We start from the raw sequence: 17,487 nt of genomic DNA, 5'->3' as shown, positions 1-17,487 counted from the left end.
TCTGCGGGAGGTGATTTATATATCTATTTTATTCATAAATGTAATCAAAAAATTTGAATTCCAAGGTTAAATGCATTCCTGTGCTTTAATAGGGAGCTTTTAATCCGGTCATCGATGTTGTGCCCTGCTGCCAGAAACGAATTCTATTACAGGGCACATAGTTGACAAAAATGCTTTATGTAAATATAATATATAGTAATTTACGTAAGGCTAAGCTCTCATCCTTGAGACGTGAAGTCAAAGGGATGAGGGCTTTAATATTTTTTGAAAGGCCTGTAGGAGATTATGCAGGAAAGAGGTAATATCATGGAAGCTGGGACAAGTTTTAAAAGAGGAATAAAAGCGGGGGTTCCTATTGCGGTAGGATATCTGCCAATAGCCATAGCCTTCGGAGTGTTGGCAAAAACCTTGGGAATACCAAGTATTGTAGCGATGTTGATGTCTTTGATTGTGTTTGCTGGAGCAAGCCAGTTTGTCGGCATCAAGCTTATGAGCCTTGGAGCGCTGCCAATTGAAATCGTACTGGCTACATTTATATTGAACTTGAGGCATTTTCTCATGACTTCATTTATTGCGCAAAACCTGGAAAAGGGTACTTCAAAGAAGCTTATGCCCTACCTGGCCTTTGGGATTACAGATGAAACCTTTGCTGTGGCTTCTATAGAAGAAAAAGGGGAAATAAGTCCTCAATTCATGCTTGGATTAAATCTTATGGCTTTCTGTTTCTGGAATATAGGGACCCTTACAGGGCTGCTTATGTCCTCATGGATACCTGAATACATAATAAACGGAATGGGAATTGCGCTATATGCTATGTTTATCGGGTTAGTGGTTCCCAGTATGAGGACTGCAAGTCCCATACTTATAGTTGCTTTGGCAGCTATGGCTGTGAATTCCGCATTTTATTTCGTACCTGTATTAAGCTTTGTCTCCCCAAGCTGGGCGATTATAATCTCAACTGTAACTGCTGCTTTGCTTGGTTCATTCCTGGATGGGAAGGGAGAGGTGACCAATGACTAGATTGTTTGTTATAGTGATTTTAATGGCGCTGGTGACATATATACCAAGGTTAATCCCAATGCTGTTCCTGAACGGCATCAAGCTTCCGGCAAAGCTTGAAGTATTTCTGAAATATATACCCTACGCAGCGCTTGGGGCATTGATTTTTCCCGGGATACTGGATTCTACAGGAGACAGGCTTACAGCAGCTGTGGGAGGTTTGGTTTCTATTATATTTGCCTATTATAGACTGAATGTCATATTTGTGGTATTCGGAGGAATTGGCGGGGTGTTATTATGCAACTGGCTGATATAAAAAAAGGTCCTATGCTAAGACTGCATAGAACCTTTTTTTAAAGTATAAGCGAATATCACAAGCAGCAAGGATAGTACCAGCATTGCGTATGAGAGCACGGCAATGCTGAAGGTATCAGCTGCTCGCCCGATTAGAGCCGGAATGAAGAAACCACTTAGGCCTGCGAATACTGAAATAAATGCAGCAGTCACACCCGATTTTCCCGGGAAATGAGCAGTTGCAATTGCCATAGCAGTTGGATACTGACCTGACAGCATAAGTCCCAATACGCCGACTATAACCAGAGTCCAGTTCCCTGCAGGCAGAACACTCCATAAAGCCGATAGCAGCAGCGTTCCGAAACCTGCTGCAAGCATGTATTTTGAAAGGCCTATGCGATCCGCGATTTTACCAGAGAACAGTCTCCCTACTGTAAGGCAAAGCCAGAATATAGTAGCAGTCAAGGATGCTGGTATAGCACTGTCAGGAATCATTGTATTCCAATAAACTGAAATCCAACCGCCTGTAGACACTTCCACACCTACATAGAAAAATGCGGTAAGTCCAGCAGTCCACAGAAAAAGGCTTTTGTATGGGTTGGAGTTTTTATTTCCAGCTTTCTTGACTTTTTCATGGATAAGCTTATGCTCTTCAATTCTATTTCTTATTAGTAAGATACTTACAATAACAGGAGCAATCAGTGCAAATCCAAAGCAATATTTCCAATTGCCCAAGTATTCAGTACTTGCAAATGCGAGTAGGGGAGCAGCTATAGCACCGACTCCGTAAAAGAAATGTAAGAAATTCATATCGCTGCCTTTGTTTTCCTCAGATGAATCCGCACATAGAGCATTTATTCCTACTTCATATATACCATATCCAAAGCCTGTTATAAGATTTAATGCATATAAGAACATAAAGCTTTTAGCAGTCATGGAGCCCGCAAGTCCGACAATTATCATTGCACTGCCGGCAAGCATAAAAGGCCTCTTTCCTGATTTGTCCATAAAGTATCCGCCAATAAGTGCCGTAATGAGCATTCCTACAAACTGTCCTGAAAGTAATAATCCTCCCTGACTGTAGTTGATGTTGATATCAGTGCGTATTGCAGGAAGGAGAGGACCTATGATATTTGCAATGATGCCTACTGAGATAAAACCTATGTATTGTACCCATTTTGAAGTATGTCTCAATCATTTCACCCCATTAAAAAATTCAAACAAAAATTCTTATAAACAATTGTAATACTTAAAACAGCAATAATCAAGGAGAACAAGCAAAATAGCACATTTTCCGGCTGTTTGAATAATATGAATATATATTGTTATTAGGGGTGGGTAATATGTATTATAGGGAATATAGACAGGACAAGGCGCAGACGGCTGTTGCAAGAATAAAAGGCGGTCCTCTTGCACCACAGTTGGAAGGGATGGTTATGTTCAGAAACGTACCTGGTGGAGTCTGGATATGTGTAAATGTAAAGGGACTTCCCAAATATCAGCCGGGCAAAGAGGTCAAACAGCCGATAGGCCCTCACGGCTTTCATATTCATGGCAGCGGAAGCTGTGAAGTCGGGGATCCTAAGGAACCTTTCAAAGCGGCAGGAGAACATTGGAATCCAACAAATCAGCCTCATGGCAACCATGCAGGAGATTTCCCGGTATTGTTTTCAAACAATGGCATAGCAAGGATGTGCTTCTTTACCAATAAGTTCAGGGTTGCCGATATAATCGGGAAAGCAGTAATAATCCACGAAAGCCCTGACGATTACAGATCTCAGCCTGCAGGCAACGCGGGAAAAAGGCTGGGCTGCGGGGTGATAAGTGCAGTCTAGCTGACAGGCAGCTATAACTTGGAGGTGTTTGGTAATGCCGGATGGAAAAGGAAAGATATTTGAATGGAAGGGTATGCCTGAAAAGGCACAGCAGATATTGGGGGAAGACTTTTGGTACGAGATAAACAAAATGATTCCAAAGCAGGGACCACCTATTGACATATATAAGACAGATGAACAGGTGGTTGTAGTGGTTGAGACACCGGGGCTTATGTCGGCGGATAAATTGACAATAAGAATTAAAGGGATGAAGCTCTTTATCAGTGGTGAAATTCCTACGACATACACGGTAACAGAGGAGGAAATTCTTCAAAGGGAGAGGTTTCGTGGGAGCTTCAAACGAGAAATTCTATTGCCTGATGATATTGTTCCCGATGGTCCTATAGAGGCACAATTCAAAGGCGGCCTTGTGGAAATCCACATACCAAGGCTTACAGTTGGAGATGAAAAAGAAATATCAATTAATTTTAGTGAATAGCGTCTCTGTCTACAGATATTGTACAGTAACCTCATCGAAAGTTAGAGCTTCTATTTCCCTTGGAATTTGAACCTCCAATATTCTATTCTTGAAGGCTGCAGTAGCACCTTCTTTTTTTGTACCCTGTGGAAGAGGGATAATGTGGTCGTTGCCAGAAGGATCACCTTTTATAGTTACATGGCTGGGTGCGATTAATACTTTAATATCATTCTCGTCTACACCTTCAGGTATTGGAGTTCTAATGACCACAAAGCCATGTATCTCAAAAAGCTGTGGATTCAAGCTGTTTGTGTTTGTTGGTGTAGGCTCCGCATATATCACAGACTCACTTTTTACATTCTGAGACATTGGACTGCTGAAGTACTGAGAAAGGGGTGCCGCCAAGGATTGGGCCAAAGGAGCCAACAGAGCCTGAGTCAATGGATTGGCGATGGACTGCATCAATACCTCCTGAATGAAGCTGGGAAGCTCTGATGTATCGCCTTTCAAAAACATATTTTTAAGCTTGGCGCTCATCTGTGTGGGATCATAGTATTGTCCGGGATTACTCAACAAAATCACTTCCTATAAGTTATATTTATATTTTGATATTTTTTATTTAAATTTGTGTTCGGATTTGGACTGCCTGGATGATTCTTTATCACCAAGGCTGAATTTTTCAGAGGCCAGTCTCTTCACCCAGTCTGGAACCTCATCATTGCCCGATTGATTCAGCATGTCTACCACGTTTGTATCTTTAAGCACTGAGCACAACTCAGCAATATCATTATTATCACCGCATATAGAACCAAAGCCCTGATTCTGCTTCTTAAAGCTCTGAAAACCCACAGGCAGGTTATTGCCCAGATTAATGCAGGAAGCTCCCTCAACTGTGCCGATACGGATATTACCTATGAAAAATACCGGAGATAGGTTATCCATTAGGACTCCTCCTTGTCTTTACTGTTTTTTTTGCCCTTGCCTTTTTTGCTGTTTTTTTCAACCACGTTGCAAGAAGTTTTTTTTGTATCGAAATTATTGCCTATATTTAGAGTACCGCTTAAATCCTTTATATCCAGTGTGTCAAGGCGGAAAATGAGGTTTTCCAGCTGCTGCACATCCAACTTTTCTACTTTAATATGGTATTCAGGTCTGCTTTTAAGCTTTTCCACTTCTCCTTCGATAGACATTAGCTTCTTGTAGATTTCCCGCAGCAGGAGATTATCAGAATTACTTTCATCACGTTTTCCCATCAGAATTCACTCCGCCTCTCATAATAGCAGCGGTTGTTACTTGTCTTCCATGCACGTTCTTATTACTGCACTTTGATTATTTAAAGAATTATTGAAATCTCCTTCTAAAGTACCGAAGCCCTCGTCAACTTTCATCCATGAACGCCACTTCGCCTGAAAATTGTCACCGGAAAACACCCCTGAGGAGTCTGAAAGCTGCTCGATTATTAAGTCCCCAAATTCTATTCTGACCATTTATATTCCCCGCTTTCCAATTCTTGCACTTAACAGTTCTTCCAGGTATTTTATCAGTTCGCTGCTGCTGTCAGGATCGGTTACTACATTAAAGGGGCTTTCCAAGGTATTGTTTTCCCCTGTGACAGTACCAAAGCCGGATTGAGTGGTTCTGTTTGAACGCCACAGGTATTGAATATTACGCCCTGCAAATACCCCGGAGTTGGACACTATTGAGTTTATGCAGATGTTATTTAAAGTGATATCGATACGTGGCTTTTCTACAAGCATTCAGACCACTCCAAGCTTTATATATGAATGGAATCCAGCCATTCTATATTATCTTATGAGTAAAGTCATAAATCTGTGCCAAAACAATTTAATCGGCATGTTCTTTTTTTATTCTATGGCACCCATAGATTGTTATATTATCCTTCCCCTTCGTGCTGGGGGGCAGTGCTGCCCCATTAAAAATTGGGGTGTCTATCAAGTCGTTGTCCATGAATATATTGACTGCATGGCTTACTACATTTCTGGCTCCCAGAACGGAGCCGAAGCCTGACTTGTTATTATTGTTGGAATTCCAATTAACTTGGGAATTTGTACCGACAAAAATCCCTGAGTTTGTATACACTGAATTTACCAGTATGTTATTAAAAGTGACCATATTGTTCTGAGGCATACAAATCACATCCTATGCTTGAACTGCTGGAGCTGATTCTACATCACTATCAACAATCGGAGTATCAATGATGTCATTATCGTTCAACATTGTCAGTATGGCTGTAAAAACGTTTGCTGCGCCAACAGTCTGGTTTATGACATTCTCGATCTTGTTATTGGAATCCCAGCCGGAGGCAGAATTATCCCCAACGAATATAGCAGCATTTTTATTCATGTTGTTTGCAGCAATACAATTAAAAATAATCAGGTCAGGCATGCAGTACACCCCTTTCGTAAATACAAGCAAATTTTCTCTCTACATAATATGCCGTGCTTTTGGCAAGTGCCACAAGAACAGACGGAACAACCAGGGAAGTTGTTGAATATGATGTTATAGACTTTATTTTCTATAGAGAAAAGAAAGAAGCGGTGAGGTATGAGCGTTATACAAAATCCGGTGCGTATATCCACGAGAAGGATTACTACTCAAGACGATATGGTGACAATTGACTATCCTGCAGTGAAGGATATGGAAAGCCCAACTGTTCAGCATAGTATAAACAGAGCGATAGTATCTCAGGTAGATAAGATTCAGGATATTATCGATGAAGAAGGGGCCTTGGGTATAATGACTGCGGGGGATTGAACTGCCTTAGGGCAGTTTTTTCTTTTTTATCTTTGGAATTTTAGTCTTATTTCGAACTAAGCGTAGTACAATTTACTGTACAAGTTTAGTACAAATAAAAAAGGGGGTTATCACAATGAAAAAGATAATTAATAATCCTGAAAATGTTGTTGATGAAATGCTTAAGGGGGTAGTAGCTGCACATCCTGCCTATATAAGACGTTTGGAAGGAACAAACGTATTAGTAAGAGCAAGTGCTCCTAACCCAAAGGTTGCACTGGTGAGCGGCGGCGGAAGCGGGCATGAGCCTACCCATGGGGGATTCGTCGGTAAAGGTATGCTTGATGGAGCTGTAGCTGGAGCTGTATTTACCTCACCTACTCCTGACCAGGTTTTTGAGGCAATAAAGGCTGTAGATGGTGGAAAGGGTGTATTGCTGGTAATAAAGAATTACACAGGCGATATATTGAACTTTGAAATGGCTGCAGAGATGGCCGAGGCTGAAGGCATAAAAGTAGACAGTGTTGTTGTAAACGATGACGTTGCAGTTGAAAACAGTACTTGGACATCGGGAAGAAGAGGAATAGCAGGCACAATCTTTGTCCATAAAGTAGCGGGTGCAAAGGCTGAAACCGGAGCAGAGCTTAATGAAGTAAAGCGGACAGCAGAGAAAGTAATTGCAAACGTGCGATCAATGGGAATGGCTCTTTCTCCGTGTATTGTCCCAGCTGCCGGAAAATCCAGCTTTACTTTGGAAGAAAATGAAGTGGAGATTGGCATGGGAATTCATGGGGAGCCAGGTACCCACAGGGAAGAAATAAGAACTGCCAACGAGATTGCAGATCATTTGCTTGCGAAGATATTGGAAGATATGCCTTTAGATGCCGATAATGAAGTGGCAGTTATGATAAACGGTTTGGGTGGTACGCCTTTAATGGAGCTCTATATTGTGAACAGAAGAGTAGCTGAAGTGCTGAACGAAAAGGGCATAAAGATTGTGCACACATATGTAGGAAACAATATGACTTCACTTGAAATGGCCGGATTCTCCATAACTGTCTTGAAGCTGGATGGGGAGTTAAAGGAATTGCTGCTTGCTCCTGCTGATACGCCAGCCTTTGTTCAGATATAGGGAGGGGAGTAAAATGCACTCCCAAATATATGAAGCAATTTATACTATATCTGATGCCATAAATGAAAATAAAGAGATGCTTACAAACCTTGATGCGGCTATAGGAGATGCAGATCATGGCATAAATATGTCAAGAGGTTTTGATGCAGTGAGAGCTAAGCTTTTGGATTCGGGGGAAGAAGACATCTCGGCGGTTCTTAAAAAAGTAGGAATGACCCTCATATCAACAGTTGGGGGAGCTTCAGGCCCTCTATATGGTACTGCGTTTTTAAGAGCTTCAAGTGCAGCACAAGGGGCTGGGTTTATAACCAGAGAAAAAGCTATGGAAATGCTCTCTGCAGCAATACAGGGTATAAAGGATAGAGGCAAGGCTGTAAAGGGTGAAAAGACAATGCTGGATGCACTTGAACCTGCGCTCGAAGCCTTTTCTCGGGGAATAAAGGAGGATAAAAGTCTTACGGACTGTCTTGAGTCGGCATGTAAGGCGGCAGAAGAGGGAGTTGAATACACAAAGACGATAAAGGCTACTAAAGGAAGGGCCTCGTATTTGGGGGAAAGAAGTATAGGGCATCAGGATCCCGGGGCAACATCCTCCCTTATATTGCTCAAGGTATTGAAGGATTATTGCAAATCCTCTATCCGGGAGGCATGAGAGATGGTTGGTATAGTAATTGTGTCCCATAGTGCAAAAGCAGCTGAGGGAATTAAGGAATTGGCGGATCAAATGGCGGGTGAAAAAGAAGCAATCGCTGCAGTAGGCGGTTTGGAGGACGGAAGTATTGGGACAGATGCAATCAGAATTATGGAAGCTATAAAAAAAGTTGATACCGGCGATGGAGTCGTTGTAATGGTTGATCTTGGCAGCGCAGTATTAAGCAGTACCTTAGCTATAGAGCTTTTGGAGGACAGTATTAGGAAAAGGATAAGAATTGCTGATGCTCCGATTCTGGAAGGGACAATAATTGCTGCCGTACAGGCATCTATCGGCGATAGCATTGATAACGTACTGGCTGCTGCAGAAGAATCCCGCAGCCTTCTTAAGAAAGTTTATGGATGATAAATAATAGAAGGTGTAATATGTAAGCAAAGGTATTGATGGAGGTGTGGGTTAATGAACAAAAACTGCAGGGTAATCTGTCTCATAGACGATCAATTTGAGGATTTGGAGCTGTGGTATCCGATTCTGAGGCTTAGAGAGGAAGGTGTCACTGTTCATATAGTCGGGGAAAAGGCAAATACCAAATATATTGGGAAATATGGGGTTCCTGCTGTTTCAGATTTCTGTTTCTCGGACATACGTTGTGATGAATATGATGGACTTCTTGTACCGGGTGGATGGGCACCGGATAAATTGAGAAGATTCCCCGAAGTGCTTGAGCTTGTTAAGAGAATGAATGAAGCGGGAAAACCTATTGGGCAAATCTGTCATGCGGGTTGGGTACTTATCTCTGCAAATATTCTCAAGGGTAAAAGGGTAACGAGCACCCCGGGAATAAAGGATGATATGACAAATGCAGGAGGGATATGGGTAGATGAGCCTGTGGTGGTGGACAGCAACATAGTTTCGAGCCGTAAGCCCCAGGATCTGCCTGATTATATGAAAGCTTATGTGGAGCTTCTATGTAACAGCTAAATACTCAATATTTAAAACCTATGAGGGTTAAAGCTTCATGGGTTTTTTGTTTTATAAGTGCGTTCAATTATACGTTTTGATATAATAAACTAAACAGATGAAACGATAATTATATAAGTAGAATGACAAATGTGGAGGAAGAAAGATGATGAGAAAAAAAGTGTATGTTACAAGGCAGATTCCAGAAGCTGCAATTGATAGCTTGAGAGAACAATTTGATGTGACAGTAAATCCTCACGACAGAGTACTTGAAAGGGAAGAATTGCTGGCTGGAGTAAGAGGTATGGACGCTGTACTTTGCTTGCTTACAGATGTAATAGATTCAGAGGTTTTTGATGCCGCAGGTTCACAATGCAGGATATTTGCCAACTATGCAGTAGGATACAATAATATTGATGTTGCTGAGGCTTCAAAGAGAGGCATAATAGTTACCAATACTCCAGATGTGCTCAATGATGCAACGGCAGACCTGGCTTGGGCGCTTTTGTTCGCGGTATCCAGAAGGATTGCTGAGTCAGACAGATTTGCCAGAGCAGGAAAATTCAAGGGATGGGGGCCAATGCTGCTGTTGGGCAGGGATATTACTGGCAAGAAGCTTGGAGTAATTGGAGCAGGCCGCATAGGCTTCAATTTTGCCAGTAAGGCAAAGGGCTTCGATATGGAGATTTTATATACCAGTACAAAACCGAATGCCGAGATGGAAAAGCAGCTTGGTGCGAGGTTCGTTGACAAAGAGACACTTCTAAGAGAAGCGGATTTTATATCCGTTCATGTACCCTTGACGCCAACTACGAGGCACTATATAGGTGAAACGGAATTCAAGCTTATGAAGAATACAGCAGTGTTCATTAATACCTCCCGTGGGCCTGTTGTTGATGAAAAGGCTCTGATATATGCCTTAAAGAATGGTGAGATATGGGGTGCAGGACTGGATGTCTTTGAGAACGAGCCGGATATAGAGCCGGGACTCAAAGAGCTGGACAATGCTGTTATAGTACCGCATATCGCTTCTGCTACCATAGAAACAAGGACTAATATGGGACTTATAGCAGCACGTAACATCGTCAGTGTGCTTACAGGAGGTATGCCTGAAGCTTGTATTAACCCGGAGGTTCTGAAGTAGGGGTGAGTATTGCCACTCACCACTGCTTCAAAGAAAAAATGCATGGTCTATAATTGTTACCAAGTTTTTGGAAAAGCTTGTATTTTACATTTTTGATAATCGATTAGCTCAAGGCAGCGACGAAAAACAGTTTTTTATAAAGGAGTAACTGACTGAAACGCTTCATGATCCGCGTCTCATAGTCAAATCGGTCGAACATTTCTAAATATTCATCTTCGCTTCTTAAATATTTCCCTTTATCAAACCGAGACATATAGAAGTTGCTAAAACAATTCCCCTTAAATAGACAAGGCTCTATGACCAATATTTTTCCGGTGCAGGTCAATACCCTTCTAAACTCATTCAAATAGCTGTTCACATCCATGGAAGAAATATGATGCAGTACAGAAACAACTAGGATATAATCCACCGATGAGTCGGGAATCGGCAGTTTGTTTTCCGCCAATACGCCAAAGTTATATTCCGGGTTGATTTTTCTTGCATACACCACCCTCCTGATATCACAATCCAGACCAAGATATGACGAGGGCATGAATAATGCTGCGCTTGAACCTACTCCACATCCAAAATCAATGACTTTCTTATTCTCAAAATTAAAATTGTCTTTAAGAATATTATAAATATATCTGTTCAAAAACCAGGTTGGCCTTATGAGACGGTGATAAAGTCTTGGCGATAACTCCACTGCTATTCACACTTCCCTTGCATAAAAGGATTTTACTTTAGAAAAATAATAAAAAAGGCTCAGATATAAATATTTTAACCACTAAATTGCTAATTATTATGACTATTCTTGGTTCTATGGTCTGAGCTTTCTAATAAGGAGCAATAGTTTTACATGTAGGATTTGAGGCTTATAGATGCTTAATAAAAATAGGAAAGAGGAGCGGAAGATGCATAAAGCTGGTTATTTGACACTGCTTGAAAGTGGCGAACTATTAGGTCGGGTTGAGGTATTAAATAAAATGCTTGAAGACTGTGTGCTGTGTCCTCATCAATGCAAGGTAAACAGGATGAAGGGCGAAAAAGGATACTGCAAAACTCTAAAGAACGTAGTAGTGTCGGGCGCTCAGCCGCATTTTGGAGAAGAAGAGGAGTTGGTAGGAGCTAATGGGTCAGGAACAATATTCTTTTCTAACTGCAATCTGAGGTGTGCTTTCTGTCAGAACTATGAGATAAGCTACTGCGGAGAGGGGAAAGAGGTGTCAGTGCAGGATCTTGCAGAAATCATGCTATCACTTCAGCAAAGAGGATGCCATAATATCAATTTGGTCTCTCCCAGCCATATAGTACCTCAGGTAGTTGAAGCCATTTATACTGCATCCCGGGCAGGGCTGAAAATACCTATCGTATATAATTCAGGTGGATATGACCTTACTGACACTCTCATGCTTATAGAAGGCATTGTTGATATCTATATGCCGGACATCAAGTTCTCTAATGATGAGCTTGCCATGCGGTATATAGGGGTGAAAGAATATTTTAAGATTTCAAGTGCTGCAGTGAAGGAGATGTACAGGCAGGTTGGGAACCTTAAGACGGATGAGGAAAATATTGCGTATAAAGGCCTTATTATAAGACATCTTGTGCTTCCTCAGAATCTCGCGGGTACGGGAGAGATAATGGAGTTCATTGCAAAGGAGCTCTCAAAGGATGTATATGTGAATATTATGGCCCAGTACTATCCAGAACACAAAGCATATGGAATTCCGGAGCTTAACAGGAGGATCACCAGGGAGGAGTATAGGAAGGCAATTGAAGCTGCAAGAAAAGCCGGTTTAACCAGATATACAGCATATGATATTCAATGAGCGAAGATGTTAGGATTGCAAAGTTGTAGAGGATAATACAATCTAGCAGCTAAGAAGAAGGAGAATAGTTTGTTCTGTAGAATTATTAACTACAGAAATATATCAAAAGAAGAGAAAGAATGCATTAGAGCTCAGGGGGAATATATCATAACTATGAAAGCAATAAAAAAATTGATTTATCATATAAATAGACATGCAATTCTTATACTGATGGTTCTAATATGTATGACCAGCGCTTTTCTTTTCTGGATTCAGAGAGAGGAAGCCAATGTCTTCATATCCAAGCCAAGGTTTCATTTTTATTTTATAGCTCAGAATTCAGTGGACCCCTTTTGGAAGGAAGTCAGGCATGGCCTTGAGGACGCTGCAAAAGAAAATAAGGTTGTGGTTGAATTTAATGCTCCCAGATTCAACAGCCACCAGGAAGAGCTCAGGTTCCTTGACATAGCTGTGACGTCGGAGGTGGACGGAATAATAACCCATGTGTCCAGCGGGACTGATTTTACGGAGCTGATAAATAAAGCAAAAAATAATGGCATACCTGTAGTGACTATTGAGAATGATGACAAAAACAGCGACAGGAATTCCTTCGTCGGCACCAGCAGCTTTCAGCAGGGAAAGGCAGCAGCAGAGCTAATGGTAAAAGCCACCGGGGGCAAAGCCAATATTGCTGTTATTGTAAGCAATGACCAGGAGCTTGATTCGACCAGCCAGAACCTCAAAATGAACGGCTTCTTAAGTACCTTAAAGAATTACCCGGATATCAAGGTTGTTAAGAACTATACCTCCAGAATGGGAATACTGAGTGCTGAGGAAATCACACAGACCATAGTCAGCAGTGAAGACAACATAAATGCGATATTCGCAACGAATTCAGTAGATACAATAGGTTCAGCCCAGCTTATAGTGGATCGGAACAAGGTTGGCAGCATAGCAATTGTAGGCTACGGAGATACAGAGGATATTCTAAGATATATAAGCAAAGACATCATTTACGGAACAGTTATGAGTGATCCGTACAAGATGGGTTTTGAAAGCCTCAAGGCATTGATAGACATAAAGGAAAAGAACAATGTTTCCACCTTTATAGATACCGGAGTCAAGGTTATCACAAAGGAAAACATTGATGAATACGAGAAAAAATCCGCTACAATGGAAGAATAGCTGGTGATGGCATGAATAAAGAAATGTTCACATTTACAGGTATTAGAAAAAAACTAATCATATATTATCTAATTATGACTATGCTGCTTGGCGTTACAAGTCTATTTTCCTATTATAACGCTAAGGTCATACTGATAAAGATGAACACGGTTATTACGGACTATGTGTATCTGAACAGCTTGAACAGCAACGTAAACCTCTTAATGACAGAGCTTGAAAAGTATCTGACAACCAAATCCTCAGAGAATCTTCTTAGCTATTACAATATTTACAACAACCTTCAGGAGAAGTCATTGAATATACCGAGAGAAGCACTGTATGACAATGATTATCTCATGCTGAAGGATATAGGCTTTATGATTGATAACCTGCTTATTGAGGCGGATAATGCCGTCAAAGCTAAGAGAGGCAGGATAAGCAGCGAATATATCTCACATTTCACCAGATCAAACCAAATAAGCGAGAATATTAAGTTTTATATAAACATGCTTTTGGGGGACAAGCTCCAAAAGGGTTCTGAAAAATACACAGCAATTACTAAAAATATGAATTACCTGAGCTATGTGAACTTATTCATAATAATAGGCTCGGTATTTATAAGCCTGTCTCTCGCTGTTGTATCTACATATAGACTGACTAAACCGATAATTCAGCTTTCCCACTCGGCCGAAAGGGTATCAGCAGGTGATTTTGACGTAAACCTGTCGAAAATAAAAACTGACGATGAAATAAATATACTTGCCACTGCATTTAACAAAATGATAATTAGTATAAAAAGCTATATTGATGAGCTTAAGAGTCAGGCAGAGGTGGAAAAGCTCCTGAAAGAGCAGGAGATGCAAAACCTGAGGATGAAGAGCCTTTTAAAGGATGCGGAGCTAAAATCCTTGCAGTCTCAGATAAACCCGCATTTTCTTTTCAATACCTTGAATGCGGCATCACAGCTTTCCATGATGGAGGGCGCAGACAGAACCTCTGAGTTTGTTGAGAATATTTCAGAGCTTTTCAGATACAATCTCAGGAAGCTTGATGAGCCTGCGACATTGGCTGATGAAATCAAATATGCCAAGAATTATATGTTCATACTGAAGACAAGGTTCGGAAGCAGGATAGAATTTCATACTGATGTAGATGAGCGGGTGCAGAATGTAAAAATACCCTGCACTATAATACAGCCGATTATAGAAAATGCTTTTATACATGGACTTCAGAACCTGGAGAGGGATGGAGAAATACTACTTTCTGTAAGGCTCTGGGGTGGAAGTATATTGATAGAGGTTGAGGACAATGGCGAGGGGATGACTGAGGAACAGGTAGCGGCACTGCTCTCGCATAGAAACGTTGAAAACCAGCAGAAAAAACATGTTACAGGGATAGGAATATCAAATGTTACTGAGAGGCTGCAGCTTTATTATAATATAACAGATATTAAGGATGTTATTGAAATAGAAAGCACACAAGGACATGGAACCAGGGTTACCTTGAAAATACCTTATGAAGAGGAAGTGGTGCAGGATGATGAAACTGTTGATTGCGGATGATGAGTACCTTGTTATTGACTCATTGAAATATATGGTTGAGCGATTTGTAGATAATGTGGAAGTGGTAGGCACAGCCAAATCAGGTCGTGAAGCAATAGAAAAAGCCATGGAGCTCAAACCGGAAATTGTATTTATGGATATTCACATGCCTGGTATAGATGGTATAGAGGCGATAAAGCAGATAAGGGCAATAAACCGTGATACTGTATTTGTCATTATTACTGCATATGAGTATTTCAATTATGCAAAAGAAGCAATCAATCTTGGAGTTCATGATTACCTGCTCAAACCTATAAACAGGAGCAAGGTGGTAGAAACACTTGAAGGCATTTGCACTGCAATTGCTTCAAAAAGAGAGGCTGTTCAAAGGGAGATATTGCTGAAGGAAAAAATGAATAAGGTAATACCGCACTTGGAAGGTCAATTCATATACTCACAATTGTTTGATGGGAATGCTGTAAAGGATGCTGCCTTTTATGAAGAAGTATTCGGGATGGGAATTGGTAATGGCTATGTTATGATGGCAATTGTGGATGATATGGAAAACCAAGAATCTCAGGAGGTTATGGAAATCAGCCTGGATAAGCAGAGGTTTTATAATATATTCAGCCTTGAACTGAAGAATCTGTGCCAATGCCTTATAGGTCCACCCCTTCTGGACAAAGTCGTGGCTTATATACCGATAGATGAAAGAGTCGACGCCTATGAGATAAGAAATATGTCCATTGAAATTGCCTCGAAACTGGTAGAAAAGATAAATAGGAATGTTCACATCAAATATAGCATAGGTATTGGAAGGGGCTATGACCTCGGTAATTTTTCCAAATCATGCAATGAGGCCAACATGTCAGCATCCTTGAAGAAAGAAGATAATGTAATGCATTTTGAGGATATAATGACAAAGGGCAGTATTGTGGACATGTATCCCGAGAGCCAGGAAAAGGAATTGATCCGTAAGCTGCTATCAGCTGATGCAGAAGGTGCCATGGATGCTTTTGAACGCATATTCCTATGGCTGACTATGAATTATAAGGATGATATGGACAGGATAAAGTCACGAATAATAGAGTTGTTTTTCCTTATAAAAAGGTCAGTGCCATATTATGTGGAAATTGACAGCTTAAGAGAGCAGGACTTTTTGAACAGCGTACTCAAAACACAAGACTTGCGTGAGCTGAAGGTTACTTGCAAAGGACGTCTCGAGCGGATAATAACTGACATGAGGGAAGCCAGGGAGATGGAAATAAACAGCCTCAGCGCGAAGGTGAAGAAATATATCATTGAGAACTTTAATAAAGACATCAGTATGGATGATGCAGCTAAGGAAACCAACTTGAGCTACCATTATTTCAGCAAGTTTTTCAAGGATTCTACAGGGAAGAGCTTTGTAGAGTACCTGACTGAGCTGAGGGTAGCTAAATCCAGGGAGCTTCTAAGGGATACCGATGACAGCATTAAGGAAATCTGCTACAAGATAGGCTACAGTGACCCCAACTATTATTGTAAGATATTCAAGAGAGTGACTGGCATGACACCTACCGAATACAGGGATAATCAACAATCTGATGAGGTGATGAACTTTGCAGCGGAAAGATAAACTTCGGAAAGGAATACTGGTTTTGCTTATCTTCGTACTTGTACTGCTCTTTTACTTTGTAATGAAAAGATTGGATATAATAGATATTGAGAGCTACTTTAGCCAAAATACTATTGAACAGAAGGACGAAAAACTGGTAATTGGCTTTTCCCTGGGTACTCTTAAGGAGGAGCGGTGGCTGAAGGACAGGGATATTCTCATTGCGAAGGTAAAAGAAATGGGAGCGGATATAATTGTGCAGAATGCAAACAACGATGACCAGGATCAGCTGAAGCAGGTGAAATACCTCCTGGAGCAAAACATTGATGTGCTTATTATAGTTCCCAATGACCTGGAGAAGGCCTTGAGTGCGGTTGAACTGGCGAAAAGGCAGGGAGTAAAGGTTATATCATATGACAGGCTGGTATTGAAATCCAATGCAGACCTGTATATATCCTTTGACAACGAAAGAGTCGGGGAGCTAATGGCAAAATATGTAGTGGATAAGATTCACGAAGGTAATTTGCTTATAGTAAACGGAGCAAAACGGGATTATAACACTAAGATAATAAAGCAGGGCTATGATAAAGTATTAGGAGATAAAGTCAAGGATGAAAGTATTGATATTATTGCGGAGGAATGGGCTGACAACTGGATGAAGGAATATGCTTTCGAAGAGACAGTAAAGGTGATACAGGATGGGAAGCGAGTTGACGGCATCATAGCTGGAAACGACAGCCTGGCTGAGGGTGCTATTGAAGCTCTCTCGGAGCACCGTATGGCCGGCAAGGTTTTTGTGGTCGGACAGGACGCGGATCTGTCAGCATGCCAGAGGATAGTAGAAGGAACTCAGCTTATGACTGTGTATAAGCCAATAGAGAAGTTGGCGGGTGAAACAGCCAGACTGGCTGTATTGCTTGCTAAGGGAGAAAATCTCAAAATAGAGAAGACTATCTACGATGGCAAGTATGACATTCCATATTATGAGCTTGAACCAATAGCCGTAGATAAGGGGAATATGGATTCTACGATAATTAAGGACGGTTTTCATATGATGGAAGAAGTATATAGGAATTAGACGGGTGCGAGGTTCGAGGTGCGGGGAGTAGGGGCGATTCATGAATCGCCCGTACGAGGTTACGGGTAGTAGGGGCGAACAGTGTTCGCC

24 protein-coding genes are annotated in these 17,487 nt (G+C 41.2%); 15 read left to right on the top strand and 9 right to left on the bottom strand.

The window, feature by feature from the left end; translation table 11 throughout:
* Nucleotides 1-306: 306 nt before the first annotated feature.
* Together VEB00_10095 and VEB00_10090 are read left to right on the top strand one after the other, a co-directional pair.
* Nucleotides 307-1,020, top strand: a complete 714-nt coding sequence (locus VEB00_10095; GenBank protein HYF83364.1) for an AzlC family ABC transporter permease — start codon at nucleotides 307-309, stop codon at nucleotides 1,018-1,020.
* Nucleotides 1,013-1,315: an AzlD domain-containing protein gene (locus VEB00_10090; protein ID HYF83363.1), complete on the top strand. Its 303-nt coding sequence runs from the start codon at nucleotides 1,013-1,015 to the stop codon at nucleotides 1,313-1,315. The genes VEB00_10095 and VEB00_10090 overlap by 8 nt, the downstream gene beginning before the upstream one ends.
* A 14-nt stretch (nucleotides 1,316-1,329) precedes the next feature.
* Here the strand turns inward: VEB00_10090 and VEB00_10085 are convergent, their stop codons facing one another.
* A complete protein-coding gene (locus VEB00_10085; protein HYF83362.1) occupies nucleotides 1,330-2,487 on the bottom strand; it encodes an MFS transporter in 1,158 nt (385 codons plus the stop codon).
* Between the two features lie 149 nt (nucleotides 2,488-2,636).
* Here VEB00_10085 and VEB00_10080 point away from each other — a divergent pair, with 149 nt between their 5' ends.
* Both VEB00_10080 and VEB00_10075 read left to right on the top strand, forming a co-directional pair.
* Nucleotides 2,637-3,128 carry a superoxide dismutase family protein gene (locus VEB00_10080; GenBank protein HYF83361.1) on the top strand — a complete coding sequence of 164 codons (492 nt, stop codon included), beginning with the start codon at nucleotides 2,637-2,639 and terminating at the stop codon, nucleotides 3,126-3,128.
* 34 nt (nucleotides 3,129-3,162) lie between these two features.
* The gene (locus VEB00_10075) at nucleotides 3,163-3,606 is read left to right on the top strand and encodes an Hsp20/alpha crystallin family protein (protein ID HYF83360.1); all 444 of its coding nucleotides are present in this window, start codon (nucleotides 3,163-3,165) and stop codon (nucleotides 3,604-3,606) included.
* 9 nt (nucleotides 3,607-3,615) lie between these two features.
* On the opposite strand, the gene VEB00_10070 is transcribed toward VEB00_10075, so the two are convergent.
* The 7 genes from VEB00_10070 to VEB00_10040 form a co-directional block, all read right to left on the bottom strand.
* Nucleotides 3,616-4,158, bottom strand: coding sequence for an Hsp20/alpha crystallin family protein (locus VEB00_10070; GenBank protein HYF83359.1), 543 nt, complete (start codon nucleotides 4,156-4,158; stop codon nucleotides 3,616-3,618).
* Between the two features lie 42 nt (nucleotides 4,159-4,200).
* Nucleotides 4,201-4,527 (bottom strand): hypothetical protein, encoded by a 327-nt coding sequence (locus VEB00_10065; GenBank protein HYF83358.1) that lies wholly within the window; start codon nucleotides 4,525-4,527, stop codon nucleotides 4,201-4,203.
* Nucleotides 4,527-4,838 carry a hypothetical protein gene (locus tag VEB00_10060; protein ID HYF83357.1) on the bottom strand — a complete coding sequence of 104 codons (312 nt, stop codon included), beginning with the start codon at nucleotides 4,836-4,838 and terminating at the stop codon, nucleotides 4,527-4,529. The genes VEB00_10065 and VEB00_10060 overlap by 1 nt, the downstream gene beginning before the upstream one ends.
* A 36-nt stretch (nucleotides 4,839-4,874) precedes the next feature.
* A complete protein-coding gene (locus tag VEB00_10055) occupies nucleotides 4,875-5,072 on the bottom strand; it encodes a hypothetical protein (protein HYF83356.1) in 198 nt (65 codons plus the stop codon).
* The gene (locus tag VEB00_10050; GenBank protein HYF83355.1) at nucleotides 5,073-5,342 is read right to left on the bottom strand and encodes a hypothetical protein; all 270 of its coding nucleotides are present in this window, start codon (nucleotides 5,340-5,342) and stop codon (nucleotides 5,073-5,075) included.
* Nucleotides 5,343-5,430: 88 nt separating this feature from the next.
* Nucleotides 5,431-5,733 carry a hypothetical protein gene (locus VEB00_10045; protein ID HYF83354.1) on the bottom strand — a complete coding sequence of 101 codons (303 nt, stop codon included), beginning with the start codon at nucleotides 5,731-5,733 and terminating at the stop codon, nucleotides 5,431-5,433.
* A 12-nt stretch (nucleotides 5,734-5,745) separates the two neighbouring features.
* Nucleotides 5,746-5,991 carry a hypothetical protein gene (locus VEB00_10040; protein ID HYF83353.1) on the bottom strand — a complete coding sequence of 82 codons (246 nt, stop codon included), beginning with the start codon at nucleotides 5,989-5,991 and terminating at the stop codon, nucleotides 5,746-5,748.
* 159 nt (nucleotides 5,992-6,150) lie between these two features.
* Between VEB00_10040 and VEB00_10035 the strand changes: the two genes are divergently transcribed.
* From VEB00_10035 to VEB00_10010, 6 genes are all read left to right on the top strand, one after another.
* Entirely contained in the window at nucleotides 6,151-6,360 is a 210-nt protein-coding gene (locus VEB00_10035; protein HYF83352.1) for a hypothetical protein, read from the top strand.
* A gap of 115 nt (nucleotides 6,361-6,475) precedes the next feature.
* Nucleotides 6,476-7,471: a dihydroxyacetone kinase subunit DhaK gene (gene dhaK / locus VEB00_10030; protein HYF83351.1), complete on the top strand. Its 996-nt coding sequence runs from the start codon at nucleotides 6,476-6,478 to the stop codon at nucleotides 7,469-7,471.
* A 13-nt stretch (nucleotides 7,472-7,484) separates the two neighbouring features.
* Nucleotides 7,485-8,123 carry a dihydroxyacetone kinase subunit DhaL gene (gene dhaL, locus VEB00_10025; protein HYF83350.1) on the top strand — a complete coding sequence of 213 codons (639 nt, stop codon included), beginning with the start codon at nucleotides 7,485-7,487 and terminating at the stop codon, nucleotides 8,121-8,123.
* 3 nt (nucleotides 8,124-8,126) lie between these two features.
* Entirely contained in the window at nucleotides 8,127-8,528 is a 402-nt protein-coding gene (dhaM, locus tag VEB00_10020) for a dihydroxyacetone kinase phosphoryl donor subunit DhaM (protein ID HYF83349.1), read from the top strand.
* Between the two features lie 54 nt (nucleotides 8,529-8,582).
* The gene (locus VEB00_10015) at nucleotides 8,583-9,104 is read left to right on the top strand and encodes a type 1 glutamine amidotransferase domain-containing protein (GenBank protein HYF83348.1); all 522 of its coding nucleotides are present in this window, start codon (nucleotides 8,583-8,585) and stop codon (nucleotides 9,102-9,104) included.
* Between the two features lie 145 nt (nucleotides 9,105-9,249).
* Nucleotides 9,250-10,227 carry a D-glycerate dehydrogenase gene (locus tag VEB00_10010; protein ID HYF83347.1) on the top strand — a complete coding sequence of 326 codons (978 nt, stop codon included), beginning with the start codon at nucleotides 9,250-9,252 and terminating at the stop codon, nucleotides 10,225-10,227.
* A 103-nt stretch (nucleotides 10,228-10,330) separates the two neighbouring features.
* Here the strand turns inward: VEB00_10010 and VEB00_10005 are convergent, their stop codons facing one another.
* Entirely contained in the window at nucleotides 10,331-10,912 is a 582-nt protein-coding gene (locus VEB00_10005) for a class I SAM-dependent methyltransferase (protein ID HYF83346.1), read from the bottom strand.
* A gap of 175 nt (nucleotides 10,913-11,087) precedes the next feature.
* On the opposite strand from VEB00_10005, the gene VEB00_10000 reads away from it, so the two are divergent.
* From VEB00_10000 to VEB00_09980, 5 genes are all read left to right on the top strand, one after another.
* Entirely contained in the window at nucleotides 11,088-12,038 is a 951-nt protein-coding gene (locus tag VEB00_10000; GenBank protein HYF83345.1) for a radical SAM protein, read from the top strand.
* Nucleotides 12,039-12,191: 153 nt separating this feature from the next.
* Complete coding sequence (locus VEB00_09995; GenBank protein HYF83344.1) at nucleotides 12,192-13,202, top strand: substrate-binding domain-containing protein; 1,011 nt, start codon at nucleotides 12,192-12,194, stop codon at nucleotides 13,200-13,202.
* Between the two features lie 11 nt (nucleotides 13,203-13,213).
* Entirely contained in the window at nucleotides 13,214-14,743 is a 1,530-nt protein-coding gene (locus VEB00_09990; GenBank protein ID HYF83343.1) for a sensor histidine kinase, read from the top strand.
* Nucleotides 14,718-16,340: a response regulator gene (locus VEB00_09985; GenBank protein HYF83342.1), complete on the top strand. Its 1,623-nt coding sequence runs from the start codon at nucleotides 14,718-14,720 to the stop codon at nucleotides 16,338-16,340. The genes VEB00_09990 and VEB00_09985 overlap by 26 nt, the downstream gene beginning before the upstream one ends.
* Before the next feature lie 61 nt (nucleotides 16,341-16,401).
* Nucleotides 16,402-17,397, top strand: coding sequence for a substrate-binding domain-containing protein (locus VEB00_09980; protein HYF83341.1), 996 nt, complete (start codon nucleotides 16,402-16,404; stop codon nucleotides 17,395-17,397).
* Nucleotides 17,398-17,487: the final 90 nt, after the last annotated feature.

The sequence above is a fragment of the Clostridia bacterium genome (genome assembly GCA_035628995.1).
Taxonomy (GTDB): Bacteria; Bacillota; Clostridia; order Lutisporales; family Lutisporaceae; genus BRH-c25.
This window is presented reverse-complemented; position numbering and strand designations above follow the sequence as displayed.